The sequence below is a fragment of the Phyllobacterium sp. genome, from assembly GCF_037994425.1.
Lineage (GTDB): Bacteria > Pseudomonadota > Alphaproteobacteria > Rhizobiales > Rhizobiaceae > Phyllobacterium.
In genome coordinates this window covers 14889-29717 of the sequence record NZ_JBBNAM010000075.1, presented here as the reverse complement: position 1 = coordinate 29717, position 14829 = coordinate 14889, and the positions used below count along the sequence as shown (strand labels likewise).

Genomic DNA, 14829 nt, shown 5'->3' with positions numbered 1-14829 from the left:
ACACCACACCCATCGTTCTGATGGGTTATTACAACCCCATTTATATTTACGGCGTCGACCGCTTCCTTAAGGATGCGGTCGCGGCGGGCATCGACGGCCTCATCATCGTCGATCTGCCGCCGGAAATGGACGCTGAGCTCTGCATTCCCGCTATCAAGGCCGGTATTAACTTTATCCGCCTGGCAACGCCGACGACTGATGAGAAGCGCTTGCCGAAAGTCCTGCAAAATACGTCGGGCTTCGTCTATTACGTATCGATGACGGGTATCACAGGCTCGGCCCTCCCAGACACATCAAAGGTAGCGGCCGCCGTCGAGCGCATCAAGAAGCACACGGATCTCCCAGTCGTAGTCGGCTTCGGCGTCAAGACCGCTGAACAGGCGAAGGTGATTGGCGGCGCCGCCGATGGCGTCGTCGTCGGCACGGCGATCATCAATGCGGTTGCAAACACAATCCGTCCCGATGGCTCGCTGGTCGCCGATCCGGCCGAAGCTGTCGCCACGATGGTGCAGGGTCTTTCCAGTGGCGTACGGGCCGTGCGGCTTGCAGCAGCCGAGTAGAAGCTCTAAATCACCTGAACCTTTGACGGAAGAACAGGACCGATCATGAACTGGATCACAAATTACGTTCGGCCAAAGATCAATTCGATGCTTGGCCGCCGTGAAATGCCGGAGAATCTGTGGATCAAGGATCCGGAATCCGGCGAAATGGTCTTCCACACGGATCTCGAAAAGAACCAGTGGGTCGTACCGAGTTCCGGCCACCACATGCGCATACCGGCGCGTGATCGTCTCCGGTTCTTCTTTGATGACGGGGCGTTCGAGACCCTTGAGCAGCCAAAGGTCGCCATCGATCCTTTGAAGTTTCGCGACGAGAAGCGCTACATCGACCGGCTCAAGGAACATCGCTCCAAGACCGGCCAGGAAGACGCGATCATCAATGCGCTCGGGACGATCGAAGGCCTGCCGATTGTAGTGACGATCCACGACTTCAGCTTCATGGGTGGCTCGCTGGGGATGGCTGCAGGCGAGTCGATCATCAGGGGCTTTGAAACGGCTATTGCGCAGAAGAAGCCGCTTGTCCTCTTTGCCGCATCGGGCGGCGCGCGTATGCAGGAGGGCATTCTTTCCCTGATGCAGCTTCCGCGCACGACCGTTGCCGTCGAGATGCTCAAGGAAGCCGGACTTCCCTACATCGTCGTATTGACCAATCCCACAACCGGAGGCGTCTCTGCCTCCTATGCAATGCTTGGCGACATTCATATTGCCGAACCCGGCGCCCTGATCGGCTTTGCCGGGCAGCGCGTGATCGAGCAGACCATTCGCGAGAAATTGCCGGAGGGCTTTCAGCGCGCCGAATATCTGAAGACCCATGGCATGGTTGATATGGTCGTGCCGCGTCCGCAGCTGAAATCCACCATTGCACGGCTCCTCAAGATGATGATGGGCCAGCCGGCAACGGAGACGGTCGAGGAGATCGAGGTGCCAAACGGTCTGGCCACCGCTTTTCCGGTTCCGGTCAAAGCCGATTCCTGATGGCGCTGGGCTACACTAGAAGCCGGATGTGCAATGTCGTCGCATGCTGAAAAGGAAATAGAGCGGCTGCTCGGCCTGCACCCGAAAGGCTTCGATCTATCGCTCGGCCGTATCACCCGCCTGCTTGACACGCTGGGTAATCCGCACCTCAGACTGCCACCGGTGATCCATGTTGCCGGCACCAACGGCAAGGGCTCCGCCGTAGCCTTCTCCCGCGCATTACTTGAGGCAGCAGGCTACACCGCCCACGTGCATACCTCCCCACATCTTGTCCGCTGGCATGAGCGCTACCGGCTCGGCGCGCCGGGCGGTGGCAAGATCGTTGACGATGCGGTACTAGCGGAAGCGGTGAAGCGGGTCGCCGAAGCCAATGCCGGACAGGCAATTACCGTCTTCGAGATTCTGACCGCTGTTACCTTCGTTCTCTTTTCCGAGCACCCCGCCGATGCGATCATCCTGGAAGTCGGCCTTGGCGGCCGATTCGACGCCACCAATGTTATTCCGGATCCGGCCGTCAGCGTCATTATGCCGATCTCGCTCGACCACCAGTCCTATCTTGGGGATCGCGTCGAACTGATCGCCGCTGAGAAGGCGGGGATCATCAAACCGCGTTGTCCGGTCGTTATCGGCGCACAGGAGGAGGAAGCCGTGCGGATGGTCCTCATCGAAACGGCAGAGCGGCGCGATTGCCCCTACGCCGTCTATGGTCAGGATTTCTTGAGCTTCGAGGAACGCGGCCGCATGATCTATCAGGACAATACCGGCCTGATGGATCTTCCCCTCCCGAGCCTCCTCGGCCGCCATCAATTGGCCAATGCCGCGGCAGCTATTCAGGCGGTACGCACCGCCGGTTTCAAGGTACCCGAACACGCCGTCGAGCGAGCCATGACTGCCGTCGAATGGCCGGCTCGCATGCAGCGTCTCGTCAAGGGAAAACTGGTCGAGGTCTCGGTGCCCGGCTCGGAGATTTGGCTCGACGGCGGCCACAATCCGGGCGCTGGTTTGGTTGTTGCGGAAGCCATTGCCACGCTTGAGGATCGCAGCCAACGGCCGCTTTTCCTCATCACGGGCATGATTAATACAAAGGACCCGGTCGGGTATTTCCGGGCCTTCACCGGCATGGCCCGACATGTCTATACTGTGCCAATACGCTCCAGCGGCGCGGGCATTCCGCATGACGAACTAGCGCTGGCCGCCAATGAAGCCGGGCTTTCCGCCGAACCCGTCCACTCGGTCGAAAACGCGCTCAAGATCCTGCGCGATAGCTGGGACGCATCCGAACCGGCCCCGCGCATCCTTATTGGCGGGTCGCTCTATCTCGCTGGCGACGTCCTCTCGGACAACGGCACACTGCCCCAATAAAAAACCCGGCGCGAGGCCGGGCTTTTTTGTCTTTGTCCGTGGCTATCAGGCCGCCGAATTTCTGATCCAGTCAGTCAGCTTGCTCTTCGGTGCAGCGCCGACCAGGTTAGCAGCGAGCTCGCCATCCTTGAACATCAGAAGCGTCGGAATGGAACGGACGCCGAACTGCGCAGCGAGTTCTGGATTTTCGTCGATGTTGACCTTCGCGATCGTGACTTTGCCTTCCATCTCCGAAGCGATTTCCTCGAGGGCCGGCGCTATCATCTTACAGGGGCCACACCACTCCGCCCAGAAGTCAACAACAACAGGCTGGCCTGCCTGGATTACATCGGACTGGAAATTGCTCGTGTCGATCTTGACGGTAGCCATAGGCTTTTCCTTGTAGGTTTGTGAATGTGTTGCACATCATGTGGTGAGTCTATCCACTCTCGTCAAGCTCGCTCTTCTCACGATTCAGTGCAAAGGTTCATCTGCCGGCTCATCCCAATCGTTCAAGCGCTCCCTTCATGGCGGCCTCGGGGATATCGATCAGGTGGGGACCTTCGGTAAAGAGCAACGCGGCTTCTATTGTCTTGCCCGGGTAGAGTGGCGCAAGCAGCTGACGGTAGAGTGCAAGCTGTGCAACATAGGTCTCGGGGACGTTTGCGAGAATCTGGGGGGCCGGCCGGTTGGTTTTGTAATCGATGATGACAACGCGGTCGCCTGCCACGGCGAGGCGGTCGATTACACCGGAAACGGCGTGATCCTTGCCACGCAGTGGCAGCGTCCCCATGAGCGCCACTTCGGCTAGCGAGCCGTCTGCGAAGACCGATGCAAACTTCGGATCGTCAAGCACGGTAAACACCGCATGTCGCGCATCCTCAATTTCCTGCGGCTTCCAATCGGAGGCCGCCCGCGCGAGATAGCGATCGGCGGCTGCAATGCGCTGTTCGTCAGAAATGCTGGGTAGTGTTTGCAGCAGTGCATGAATAACGATACCCCTGCGAATGGCAAATGAGGAATTCCTTCGATCGCCCGTGAGCACTGGTGAGCCGGTGACGAGCGGCGCTTCATCATCAGGCTCGATCACCACCGATACGCCTGAGGGAGCAAGAGGCCGCGGGAGGCCGAGTTCGCGCGGCATCGGCTTCCTGAACGCGGCGGGAAAGGCCACCTGGTCGCCTTCGGCTCGTTGTTCGGGAACCGCGATCTTACGATCATCGGGCTCGGTGATGCGATAGCGCCTGGCGTTGACGCCTTCCACGCGGTGATCGAACGGCACGCTCGCATCGCCAAGGCCGGCATCGACCAGGCTGTGCCACGTTTCCGGCGCCTGCCTCACCCCGCGATAGCCGCAGACGATCAGGCGATCCTCGGCGCGGGTCATTCCGACATAGAGCAGTCGGCGATATTCCTCTTCGGCGCGAAGTTTCAACCCGTCGAGCATCGCTCCGGTGAACGCCGTAGCGTGGGCTTTCGACGGAACGAAAAGAAAGCCCTTGCCCTGCCAACCATCTTTCTCCTGCATGTCGAAAGAGATGAGATTGGGATTTCGCCCACCCGCCGAAGCCGCGCTGCCCGGATCGACGAGGAAGACGACGGCAGCTTCCAGCCCCTTGGATGCATGGACGGTCATGATCCGCACTTCGTTCCGGCTCTGGTCGAACTCACGCTTGATCTCCGGCGTTGCCGCCTCCAACGTCTCGAGAAATGCCTGAAGGCCCGGTAATCCCGTCCGTTCGGTCGCAATCGCGTAATTCTGGAACTCGTCGATCACATCGCCGGCCTCTTGACCAAGACGCGCCAGAAGGTCACGCCGCGCACCACCAGGGCCGAGGATATCGGCGTAAAATTCAAACACCGGCAGCGTATCGACACGGCTGCGCCACTCCTTCAATCGATGCGCGACGGCATGGAAGGTAAGGTCGTCCTCCGCGCGACTGTTCAGCCGATCGAACAGCGTTTCGTTCTCGGCGCGGCCATGTGCGAGATCGAACAGTTGATCGTCTCCAAGCTTGAAGAGTGGGCTTTTCAACAGGGCGGCGAGCGACAGATCGTCGGATGGCAGCAACATGAACCGGCCGAGCGCCATCAGATCCTTGATAGCAATATGATCGGTGAGTTTCAGGCGGTCCGCGCCCGCGACCGGAACATGGCGCCTTTTCAATTCGCGCGACAGCGCATGCATGAACTGGTCGCGTTTGCGCACCAGCACCATGATGTCGCGGGCTTCGAGTTGGCGGCTTTGTCCCGGGAGCGCCTCTCCGTTCTTCATCCAGAGCTCGATGGTCTTTGCGATCTGCTCGGCAAGGCGCACGGGCGGCGCGCGAAGACTGTCGACCGGCGTACGCCAATCGTCGACTTCCGGCGTCGTCTCCGGAGTTAGCATGTCCCATATCTCAACTTCGCCGGGATCGCCGCCGCGTATCGCCGTGTGGACCGTGGCCCCGTGATCGCGGCCAAATCCCCTATGCGCTTCGGCACGCCCAAAAACCCGATCCACCGCCGACAGCACATCGGGGGCCGAACGAAACGAAAAATTGAGATTCACCTTGGCGAAACTCAAATCGGCTTGCAAGGCGTTGCGTTCAGTCGCCTTGCCATGGGCGGCAAAATCTTCGGGGACAGCTCCCTGGAACGAGTAAATCGACTGCTTTTCATCGCCGACAGCAAACAGGGTGCGGCGTACTTCGCGGGCCGTCCTGCCGGCGAAGAATTCCTCGCTAAGGAGCCGGACGACCTTCCACTGGTTCGGGCTCGTATCCTGCGCCTCGTCGACGAGGATGTGATCGATACCCTTGTCGAGCTTGTACTGGACCCATGGCCCGGCATCCTGGCGGGCCAGCAAATTAACCGTGCGCACGATCAGGTCGTCGAAATCGAGGAGACCGCGGGCGCGTTTCATCTGCTGGTAACGACCAACAAGTTCGTCTACCAGCACGAGCGCCGAGAGGGTAAGCCCTAAAAGCCTATATTGTTTGAGGCGATCGAGGCCACTTCGAACACGCTCTGCCGCCCGATCGAAGCGATCTTCGAAGTCAGGGACTCTGTCCACCACCGCCCGGGTGCAGATTTTGTTACCCCTGATCAACTCGCCGGATTTCAGGAAGAAGGCTTCGCGCAGGATATCTTCCCGTTCATCAGTCCGGCGTGCCTGTTCGACCGAGCGGATCAGCCAGGCGAAATCGACAACCCGCTTGGCGCCTTCGGAAATGTCGAGAAGCTCGCCGAGCACCGCATCGTCAAGTTCGGTCAACGGCCAGAATTCAGCAAGGAGGTTCTCTTCCGTCTCGTTACCCGTAAAGCCGAAATGCGCATAGAAGGTCTGGCGGCGCAAATCGTCATGGCCGACTTCGCGAATGAATGCCGTAAGTTCGTGCCGTTTGATGATCGCCTCATCGAGCAGCGCCTGCAGGCCGAATTCTCCGGCAGCGTCGAGGACGTCGCCAAAGGCGCTGGCGAGTTTCACATTGTGATCGACCCGTGCGGTTTGAAGCAACTGCCTGCGGGCTTCACCTACGAGTGCGATCTGCATCAGGTCGTCCATCAGCTCGAAGTGGCCGGCGATGTTCGCTTCAAGTGGAAACTGGTGCAGGATCGCTTCGCAGAAAGCGTGGATGGTCTGGATTTTCAGACCGCCCGGCGTCTCGAGGGCACGCGCGAAGAGGCGCCGCGCCTGGGTCAACCTTTTGGGTCCAGGACGCTCGCCATCAATTTTCTCAATTGTCCGGCTGAGCGCCTCCTCGTCCATGGTCGCCCATTCCGACAGGCGGGCAAAGACGCGGTTCTGCATGACCGCAGCGGCGGCCTTGGTATAAGTGAGGCAGAGAATCTTGGACGGGTCGGTACCGTCGAGAAGCAGGCGGATCACACGTTCTGTCAGAACATGGGTCTTGCCGGAGCCGGCATTTGCCGACACCCAGACGGAATCCCTGGGATTCGCCGCCCGGTTCTGGTCGCGAATTGTTTCCGCGGGAATGACGATCGGTTTCTTCATAGGCCGTCACCATCATCGTCGGAGCCCCCGGCCGACCATTCGAGCACCCGAGCTAGGTGATCGTAGTCGCCCGTCAAATCACCCTCCTTGAACGGAAGTGCGCGAGAGAGATAGCCTTTCCCGACATCGCGATAAGCGCTCAGCAATTCGCCGAGGCGGCGCCACGCCAATTCGCCCAAGTCCGGCGCGGATTTGCTGCTGCCGCGAACGTCGAGGATCGATTCCGGTATAACCTTGCCTTTCGGTTTGAGGCGGACGTAAAGCAGATCGGAAGCATTGCGCCTGCCGACTTCCTGAAAGGCGCCACGGGCGAGAAGCGCCGCTTCCAGCGCAAGCTGCGGTGCCAGCAAGATGTGCGCCTGCCGGGGCGAGGGCGTCGAGCCGGTCTTGTAATCGATGATTTCGACAGTTCCGTCGCGCCGTACGTCGACGCGGTCGGCGCGCCCCGACAAAGTGACGCCTGTCGAATCGACCGGAATCCTCTTTGATGCGATCTCCGCGTGCCGTTCAGCGATGAATTGGGCCCGCCTGCGCTCCCAATTGACGAACTCCGGCACGAGCATCTGAAACCGTGGCCACCAGACAGCGTCGATCTCTTCGGGAAGCGCACTCGCATCGAAATGACGCCGCCCAATGGCGAGCATACTCGCCATCGCCTCGGCTTCCGCCGGGTCAGTGTTCCGACCCGTGAAGTCCGCGAGGATATCGTGGAAGAGCGAGCCTCGTTCGGCCACATCGGGATCGCGGATCAGCGGTTCGATCGGGCGCAGGCGCAGGATGCGGCGGGCGAAGATGGCATAGGGATCGCGCCGCAGCGTTTCGATTTCCGTGACTGAGAAATGCTTCGGCCGCGCATCGAGCGGCGGCCTGGGCTCCGGCCGTTTGACGAAGTCCTCATCAGCGGCGCGGTCGATCTCGCGGGCCCAACCAAGATACTTGGCGCCCCGTTGCCTCAGCGTTGCACCTGCCTCCTTGCCAAGCACCGTGTCCAGCCGCTGTAGCCAGCGCGAAGCTACCGTAGGCGCGTTGGCCGAGCGCTGTGATCGCGTCAGGACTACCTTTCTCATGCCCATCGCCATCTGGAAATCATGGGCAGCAAGACCAGCTCGTCGTTCCGGCGGCTCAAGCTTGATGATGGACTTCATTGGCCTCGACATGAACGGATCATTGCGCGTCTTGCCCGGCCACGACCCTTCGTTAAGGCCGCCAATGACAACCGTATCGACTGTTTGCAAGCGAGCCTCTAGCGCGCCCCAGATATAGAGGCGAGGATGAGCGCCGACTTTCGGTTTCACGACTTCGCCTGCAAGCAGTGCCTCGACCATGGCAGGCCATTCCGCCGGAGCAAATTCCAACGCCGCTTCGGTCGATACCAGATTCCGCAGGAACGCAGCAAACTGTTCGCCGGCTGGGCCCTCATAGAGTGCTGCAATATCGTCCTTGTCGTCACGCGCCAGATTTTCGAGCGCCGCGACGGTTGCATGAATGATTTCGGGCATGGCGACAGAGCTGGCTTGCTTGGCCATGGCGACAAGCGGGGCCACGCATTGGCTCAGCGCATCGCAGATTGCCCGTGCCTCCTCGATGTCTGTTGCCGATATCTGCCGCAGCCAGATAGGCTCGAAGGGCGTGCCGCTCGTTTCTGCAAGGCGTCGATTGAAGAAGGCTCCAAGTTCCGAGAGGGTTGCCCGCCCCGTGCCTCCGCGCAGGGCGACGAGCTCCACGGTAGCGCAAACCCTACGTACCTTACCGCTCTCCCGGCCAATCCGGGTCAGGGGGTGTTTGAGCAGCGCAAGCAAGGCGGCGGGATCGCCCGGGCTAAACACCGTTTCGAGCGCCAGGCGCATCAGTGTGGCTGGCGGTGTTTCGCGCAGCGCACGACCACCAGAGTCGTCCGCAACGATGTTGAACCGGGCAAGTTCCGTCGATACCCGCCGGGCAAGATCCCGGTCGGCCGTGACCAGCGCCGCGGTCCGACCCGGTTCCTCCAGAGCCTCGCGTAGTGCCAATGCCGTCGCAAGCGCTTCCTCGCGTTCGTTTGCCGCCTCAATCAACGAGATATTGCTGATGGCTGCGGGGAATTCAGCGCTCGCCCGGTCGAGCATTGCCCACGCATCGCTCGTTTCGGCTGGGCGCATCGCCTCGCTGACAAGGCGCTCGCGCGCCCGCATTTCCGGTTTCGGCGTTCCAAGCGGAACGATATCGTCCCGCAGGACCGCGAGTTCGCCGAGAAGCTTTCTCAACCCGTATTGCGGATGCCCGAATATCGAAGGATTGTCGTCGACTTTCGCCAGAAGATCCCAACTGGCCGCGTCGAGATCCCGGTCCAGGCCGGGCAGTACGACAGCGCCCTGCGGAAGTGATGCGATCGCCGCGAGCAGTTTGGCTGTCGCCGGGATCGACCCGGTTGAACCTGCGGCAATGACGGGACCCGAAGGCGGATTGCGCACAAGGCGCTCCGCTTCAAGTTCGATGAGGCGATTACGGTGCGCACTGGGGTTGGAGCGTCGGCGTTCCTCCAGAATCTGCGGCCAGATTCCAGTGACGATATTCAGAAACTCCAAAGTTACTTGCCACCAATTGGGCAAGTCTTCCGACACGATGTTGCCAAGCGTTGTCCAGCCGCTCGCTTCCGTTTCCACCTGATCCATCAGCCCCGCAAGGTCGCGCGCCAGCCATATGGCGTCGGCAGTTGTCGCCGGAATGGCTATCTCTTCGTTGCCGAACAATGCGCGAACGTGGTCGGGCAGGCGCTCTCGCCAGGGCCGCACCAGGGTCGCAAGGAGCAAGAGCCGTTCCGTTGCATTTATCGGCGGCGAAAGGTCGAAGAACGCCTCCGACCCCATGTCGAACATCGCCGCGTCCTCGTCCACATCGCCGAGCGGTCTTATGACCGGAAGGATCGCCGACTTGACCGGACTTTTTTCGACAAGCAGGGAACGCAGGGTCCTTGCCGCGCGCCGCGTCGGGACGTAGATCGTTGCGCGCGCCAAGGCCATCGGATCAAGGCGATCGAGGGGAAATCCGGGAATGAGGGTTCCGGACTGGATGGCCTCGATCAGCGCAGGGAGAAATGGAACGCCGGGTGCGATCGAAAACACCCGCGGCCGCGTGCGCTCAACCATGAACCTTGTGTGCGGCGATGGCCGCTTCCGCCTCGCCGATTGCACCAGGTGTTCCGACCGTCAGCCATAGACCATCCATCGGAACCCCGTAGAGTCGGTCTGCGGCAATGGCTTCATCGAAATAGCGGTTGAGGGAGGCCCTGCCCGCCTTCGCCCCAGCAAAGATACGCGGGTGGATGATTGCTGCACCCGCATAAATGAACGGCGATGTCTCGCCTGCCTCCAGACGGCGAAGCTTTCCTTCAGGGGCTATATGAAAATCGCCGCGCCCATCGTAACCGGTTGCCTGGCTCTTGTCGGCAATCATCAGAAGAATATCCATCCGGGCATCATCCCATCCTTCGGCCAGCAGGACAAGATTTGGGCGGGAACCATCGATCCAAAACGTGTCGGCGTTGAGCACGTAAAAGGCATCAGCGCCAAGTTGCGGCAGCGCCTTGATGATGCCCCCCGCCGACTCAAGCAGTTCGCCGCGCTCATCGGACACGATGATTGCCGGTGATTTCAATTCTGCGAGGTGGTCCTCGAGCTGACCGGCAAGATGATGCACGTTGACGATCGCCCGGCGAACATCGGCCGCTCGCAATGCATCGAGGGTCCAATCAATCAATGGTTTGCCGGCTGCCTTAATCAGAGGCTTTGGCGTGGTGAGGGTGAGCGGCGCCATGCGAGTGCCAAGGCCCGCTGCAAGGACCATCGCCGTGCGAGGACATTTCATCAATCGGTCTCCGGATCAAGAATACCGGCCTTCTGGCACCAATTCCTGATCGGTGCTAGTGCCTCATGGCGCATCGCGCCGATGAAATAGGTCTGAATACGCGGAAGGTGTTTTAAATAGAATGGTTTGCCGTCGCGTTCGTCCAGGCGTACGAAAATGCCGAGAATCTTGGCGTTGCGCTGTGCAGCCATGATCGCGAAGGCCTTGCGGAATGTCGCTTCATCAAATGTTGCGTCGGCGGCTCGCCGTTCATCGAGGTAGGCAGCGAGCAGTTGGTCCTGCAGCACCGGAGAACTAGTCACCCGTGCGTCGAGGATAAGCGAGGCCACGTCATAGGCCGAGGGTCCGATCATCGCATCTTGAAAATCGATCAGCCCGACACGCTTCATTCCCTCACGGTCGGGGCACCACAAGATGTTGGGCGAATGAACGTCTCGAAGCAATAAACTTTGCTCCACATCAATTAGCTGGCTAAAGACTCGATCCCACGCTTCCACGAATTCCTCTTTTAGCTGGGGCGCCAGCGGCGTGCCCCGCATGCGCGGCACATACCAGTCAGAGAGCAGTTCCACCTCGATCATCATCGCGCCGCGATCGAAGCTGTGGATATGATGTGTATAACCGTCAGCGGCATCGATGTCCTGCGGCCACGGTTGTTGATGCAGCCTGGCAAGCAAGCGAACGGCCGCCTCGTAGCGTTCGGTAATTGGGGCACCCAATTCATCGAGAATGCCGATACTGCCGAGATTTTCTATAAGGAGGAAGCCGGCATCGAGGTCGGCCGCATAAATCTCGGGAACAGAGAACCTCCTTGCGCGCAGCAACTTGTCGAGGGCGACGAAGGCGGTCACCGATTGGGAAAGATGCGCAATCTGCATATAGGTCTTGCCGTCGCGAAGGACCGGCCCGCCCGGGTTGTACGGCGAATTCATCAGGACGAGCGGAGACTGCTCACGCCTCGCGATTGTCTCATAGCTGCGAGCCGACGCGTCACCAAGAAGGTAGCGGCGCTCGGCCATGCCAAAGCCGGATGCCGCGAGAAACGTTCGAATGGCGAGCGACCGCTGCACGCGAGCCAGCGCAGAGGGATCACCTTCAATCAGCGCCTCGCGCCCCTCCCCCAAGCTCGCCAACGTGACGCGGAGCGTCTCGCCTGGCAATGCTTCTGCCCCCCGTTCAGGCCACTCGACCAGGACCACGCCGTCCTCCAGCGCCTCCTCTAGACCAAGCTCGTCAATTTCCGCGGCTGAGGATAGGCGATAGAGGTCAACATGACTGACCGGCAGGCGCAACTCCGGATAGGATTGAACGAGTGTGAAGGTGGGGCTCGGAACTTCGTAGTCGTTGTCGGCGGCAATGGTGCGGATGAGCCCGCGGGCGAGGGTCGATTTGCCCGCACCGAGATCACCCGACAGTGCCACCAAGTCACCCTTGCGCAGCGCCAGCGCAAGGTCCTGTCCAAACCGCTCGGTATCTTCGGTCGTTGCCAGTTGAACAATCATCGATGCCATAGGTGCCTTATTCGGCGGCGATGCTGAAGGTCCGCGCCTCAAGCGGGAAGCGGCATGTCACCAGCGTGCCCCTGCCGGCGGCACTGTCAATTTCGACCGTACCACCGTGCAGTTCAACGAATCCCTTCACGATGGAGAGGCCCAATCCGGCCCCGCGCTTGCGGCCGCCATTCGGATAGGGTTGGAAGCGTTTGAATATGCTGTCGAGCACGTAGGCCGGCATTCCCGGTCCCTTGTCCTCGACGCTGAATATCATTTCGGCCTGTTCGCGCCAGCAAGCAAGCGTTACCGTGCTGCCGTCAGGCGCGTAGTTTGCCGCATTGCCCAACAGGTTGGCGAGCACCTGTTTCACACGGCTCGCATCGGCCCGGAACGAGCCCGTCCCGGGGGCGATGCGGATATCGAGAAGGATGTTGTGTTCCTTGAGCCGGTCGGCGACCTTTTCCGATGCAGTCGTGATGGCGTCGGCAACCGAAACATCGCTAATATCGAGCTCCATAATGCCGGCATCGACAGTCGCTAGGTCAAGGATATCGTTGACGATCGTCAAGAGAACCGAGGACGACGTCCCGATATGGTCGAGATAGTCGCGCTGCTTGTCGTTGAGCGGACCGGTCATCGGCGTTTGCAGAAGTTCCGTAAAGCCGATGATATTGGTCAACGGGGAGCGCAATTCATAGGAGACGTGCTGCACGAAGTCGTTCTTCAGTTCGTCCGTGCGTTCCAGCGCTTCGTTCTTTTCCTTCAATGCCCGCTCGACTTGTACGGAATCGGTCATATCGACAAAGGTCAACATCGTCTGACCATTCGGCAACGGCGCTGTCGCGTAGGATAGAATCTTGCCGGTGCTTAGCTCTATATGGCCGGAGAGCGACTGCCTTTCATCATCAAAACCAGTCACGGTCGTCACGAAGGCTTCCCAATGGGCCGAATCTGAAACAGGCTCACACAGGCGACGGACAGCCGAAATGTGCATGCCTTCAGCGATCTGCTCGCGCTTGAGCGACCAGAGAGAGGCGAAGGCAGGATTGGAGAGTCGTATTTTACCGTCGGAGCCGAACACGGCCACCCCTTCGGCCAAATGATCGAGCGTCTGGCCTTGCACCTTGATCAACGTGTTGTAGCGACTTTGCAGTTCGAGCTTTTCTGTCAGGTTCTCGAACACCCAGGTGATGCCGCCCTTCGGCTGGGGATTGACGATCACCCGAAGTGTCCTGCCATCGGTCAGATACCAGAGATGTTCCTGGGGTTCCACTGAATGGTAGGCGGAGAGGACCTGCTCCTTCCAGCGCCGCCAGTCCGGTTGCTCCGGCAAAATCCCGTCACTGCGGAATCGGTCGAGCAGCATGGAGTTGTCGGGATTGCTTTCTAGATACGATGTCTCAAGTCCCCAGAGCTTGCCAAAGGCCTGATTGAAGAACTGCAGCTTACGGTTGGCATCGAACATTGCCACGGCGGAGTTCAACTGGTCCAGCGTGTCGGAGTGGTTGAGAACCGTCCGCTTGAACTCCTCACGAATGAGTTCAACTTCGCTGATGTCAACAGCAATACCGGCCGAACCTGTCGTGCCGGCAACATCAGTGACACGGAAAACCCGCCGGTCTCCACCGACGACGGTCGACAACTGGTCGTTGAAACGCCGCGTCGACGATTTTTCCCGCTCGATGCGCTCGCGCGCCTGCGCCCCGAACAATTCACGTGACTCGCTGACTGCGGCGTGAACCTCACGCGCGTCGACCGCCTTGGCGTAGGCCAGATTGGCCCAGTTGAAGCGGCCGTCAGCATCACGGCTCCAGGCCGGCATGTCGACTGCCTCGAGCAATCCGCGCAAGGTGCTGATCGCTTCGGTCAGTTGGTAATTCTCGGTCTTGAGCAACGCTTGCTCGGCTCTTGCCTCACCCAGATTGATGAAGCGAACGATGGCATAGCCGCCCGACGTGCGCCCCTGGATTTCGAGCGGTGCCCCCTTCGTCGTTTCGACGGTTATGTCGAAGGGGCGCGCCTTTTCGCGCAGAGCGGCAATAAAGCGATCAAGCAAGGTAACCGAATCGACACGCAACCACCGGCCGAATGCAAGGAAAAGCGACCGCGGTTCTGGCACGCCGATCTCCGGCGGCAAGCTGCCTATCAGGTTGGGCGTGCTCGAGCCACCTTCCCAAACGACGATGCGCTGATCCTTGAGGTTCAGCATGGCTTCGTTGCGCTGCACCGTAACATTGAGGTCGGCGACCTTGTCGCGGAGCTGGCGGTTCTCGTTGGCTATCCGGCTGCGCTCGCGGATCAGCCAGCCGGCCGAGAGCAGAGCGGCGCCCATGGCGCCGAGGAACATGGCGAATTGAATGACCTCGAACGTGCCGAACTCGACGCCAAAGGGCGTGCTGATCTTGCCGAGTGCATCCTCTGCATGCGCCGCGAGTGAGAAGGCCGAAAGAATTGCAAGAGTCGAACAGGCGCAGCGCGCCAACGTCCGCAGTCCCTTCAGCACCGGTGATATCCGTGCTGGATGTCTCCTGCGAACACCGCTTTCAATCTTCATATCAACCGTCGCTACCCCATCTGGCGAATGCCGCTGCTCCTTTCCCCTCGATTTTTCAATCGTTTG

At 60.1% G+C, this 14829-nt stretch carries 9 protein-coding genes; 3 read left to right on the top strand and 6 right to left on the bottom strand.

The features are described 5' to 3' along the window. From trpA to AAAB35_RS05825, 3 genes are all read left to right on the top strand, one after another. The coding region (gene trpA, locus AAAB35_RS05835) for a tryptophan synthase subunit alpha (RefSeq protein ID WP_340667275.1) at nt 1-560 on the top strand (560 nt) is incomplete at its 5' end. A 45-nt stretch (nt 561-605) separates the two neighbouring features. After that, the gene (gene accD / locus AAAB35_RS05830; RefSeq protein WP_340667274.1) at nt 606-1535 is read left to right on the top strand and encodes an acetyl-CoA carboxylase, carboxyltransferase subunit beta; all 930 of its coding nucleotides are present in this window, start codon (nt 606-608) and stop codon (nt 1533-1535) included. A gap of 33 nt (nt 1536-1568) precedes the next feature. Further along, entirely contained in the window at nt 1569-2897 is a 1329-nt protein-coding gene (locus AAAB35_RS05825; RefSeq protein WP_340667273.1) for a folylpolyglutamate synthase/dihydrofolate synthase family protein, read from the top strand. Nucleotides 2898-2942: 45 nt separating this feature from the next. On the opposite strand, the gene trxA is transcribed toward AAAB35_RS05825, so the two are convergent. The 6 genes from trxA to AAAB35_RS05795 all read right to left on the bottom strand — a co-directional run bounded on the left by trxA (nt 2943) and on the right by AAAB35_RS05795 (nt 14763). Next, nucleotides 2943-3266, bottom strand: a complete 324-nt coding sequence (trxA, locus tag AAAB35_RS05820; RefSeq protein ID WP_113482406.1) for a thioredoxin — start codon at nt 3264-3266, stop codon at nt 2943-2945. A gap of 109 nt (nt 3267-3375) precedes the next feature. Beyond that, nucleotides 3376-6873 carry a double-strand break repair helicase AddA gene (gene addA, locus AAAB35_RS05815; protein WP_340667272.1) on the bottom strand — a complete coding sequence of 1166 codons (3498 nt, stop codon included), beginning with the start codon at nt 6871-6873 and terminating at the stop codon, nt 3376-3378. Then, nucleotides 6870-9998, bottom strand: coding sequence for a double-strand break repair protein AddB (gene addB / locus AAAB35_RS05810; RefSeq protein WP_340667271.1), 3129 nt, complete (start codon nt 9996-9998; stop codon nt 6870-6872). The genes addA and addB overlap by 4 nt, the downstream gene beginning before the upstream one ends. Next, nucleotides 9991-10716, bottom strand: coding sequence for a nucleotidyltransferase family protein (locus AAAB35_RS05805; protein WP_340667270.1), 726 nt, complete (start codon nt 10714-10716; stop codon nt 9991-9993). The genes addB and AAAB35_RS05805 overlap by 8 nt, the downstream gene beginning before the upstream one ends. After that, the gene (tsaE, locus tag AAAB35_RS05800; protein ID WP_340667269.1) at nt 10716-12227 is read right to left on the bottom strand and encodes a tRNA (adenosine(37)-N6)-threonylcarbamoyltransferase complex ATPase subunit type 1 TsaE; all 1512 of its coding nucleotides are present in this window, start codon (nt 12225-12227) and stop codon (nt 10716-10718) included. The genes AAAB35_RS05805 and tsaE overlap by 1 nt, the downstream gene beginning before the upstream one ends. A gap of 7 nt (nt 12228-12234) precedes the next feature. Further along, nucleotides 12235-14763, bottom strand: a complete 2529-nt coding sequence (locus tag AAAB35_RS05795) for an ATP-binding protein (RefSeq protein WP_340667268.1) — start codon at nt 14761-14763, stop codon at nt 12235-12237. Nucleotides 14764-14829: the final 66 nt, after the last annotated feature.

What these genes read in the sequence shown, in the direction of transcription:
- addA (WP_340667272.1), bottom strand. Translation starts at nt 6,873, where the DNA reads ATGAAGAAACCGATCGTCATTCCCGCGGAAACAATTCGCGACCAGAAC.
- tsaE (WP_340667269.1), bottom strand. Translation starts at nt 12,227, where the DNA reads ATGGCATCGATGATTGTTCAACTGGCAACGACCGAAGATACCGAGCGG.
- AAAB35_RS05825 (WP_340667273.1), top strand. Translation starts at nt 1,569, where the DNA reads ATGTCGTCGCATGCTGAAAAGGAAATAGAGCGGCTGCTCGGCCTGCAC.
- addB (WP_340667271.1), bottom strand. Translation starts at nt 9,998, where the DNA reads ATGGTTGAGCGCACGCGGCCGCGGGTGTTTTCGATCGCACCCGGCGTT.
- accD (WP_340667274.1), top strand. Translation starts at nt 606, where the DNA reads ATGAACTGGATCACAAATTACGTTCGGCCAAAGATCAATTCGATGCTT.
- AAAB35_RS05805 (WP_340667270.1), bottom strand. Translation starts at nt 10,716, where the DNA reads ATGAAATGTCCTCGCACGGCGATGGTCCTTGCAGCGGGCCTTGGCACT.
- AAAB35_RS05795 (WP_340667268.1), bottom strand. Translation starts at nt 14,763, where the DNA reads ATGAAGATTGAAAGCGGTGTTCGCAGGAGACATCCAGCACGGATATCA.
- trxA (WP_113482406.1), bottom strand. Translation starts at nt 3,266, where the DNA reads ATGGCTACCGTCAAGATCGACACGAGCAATTTCCAGTCCGATGTAATC.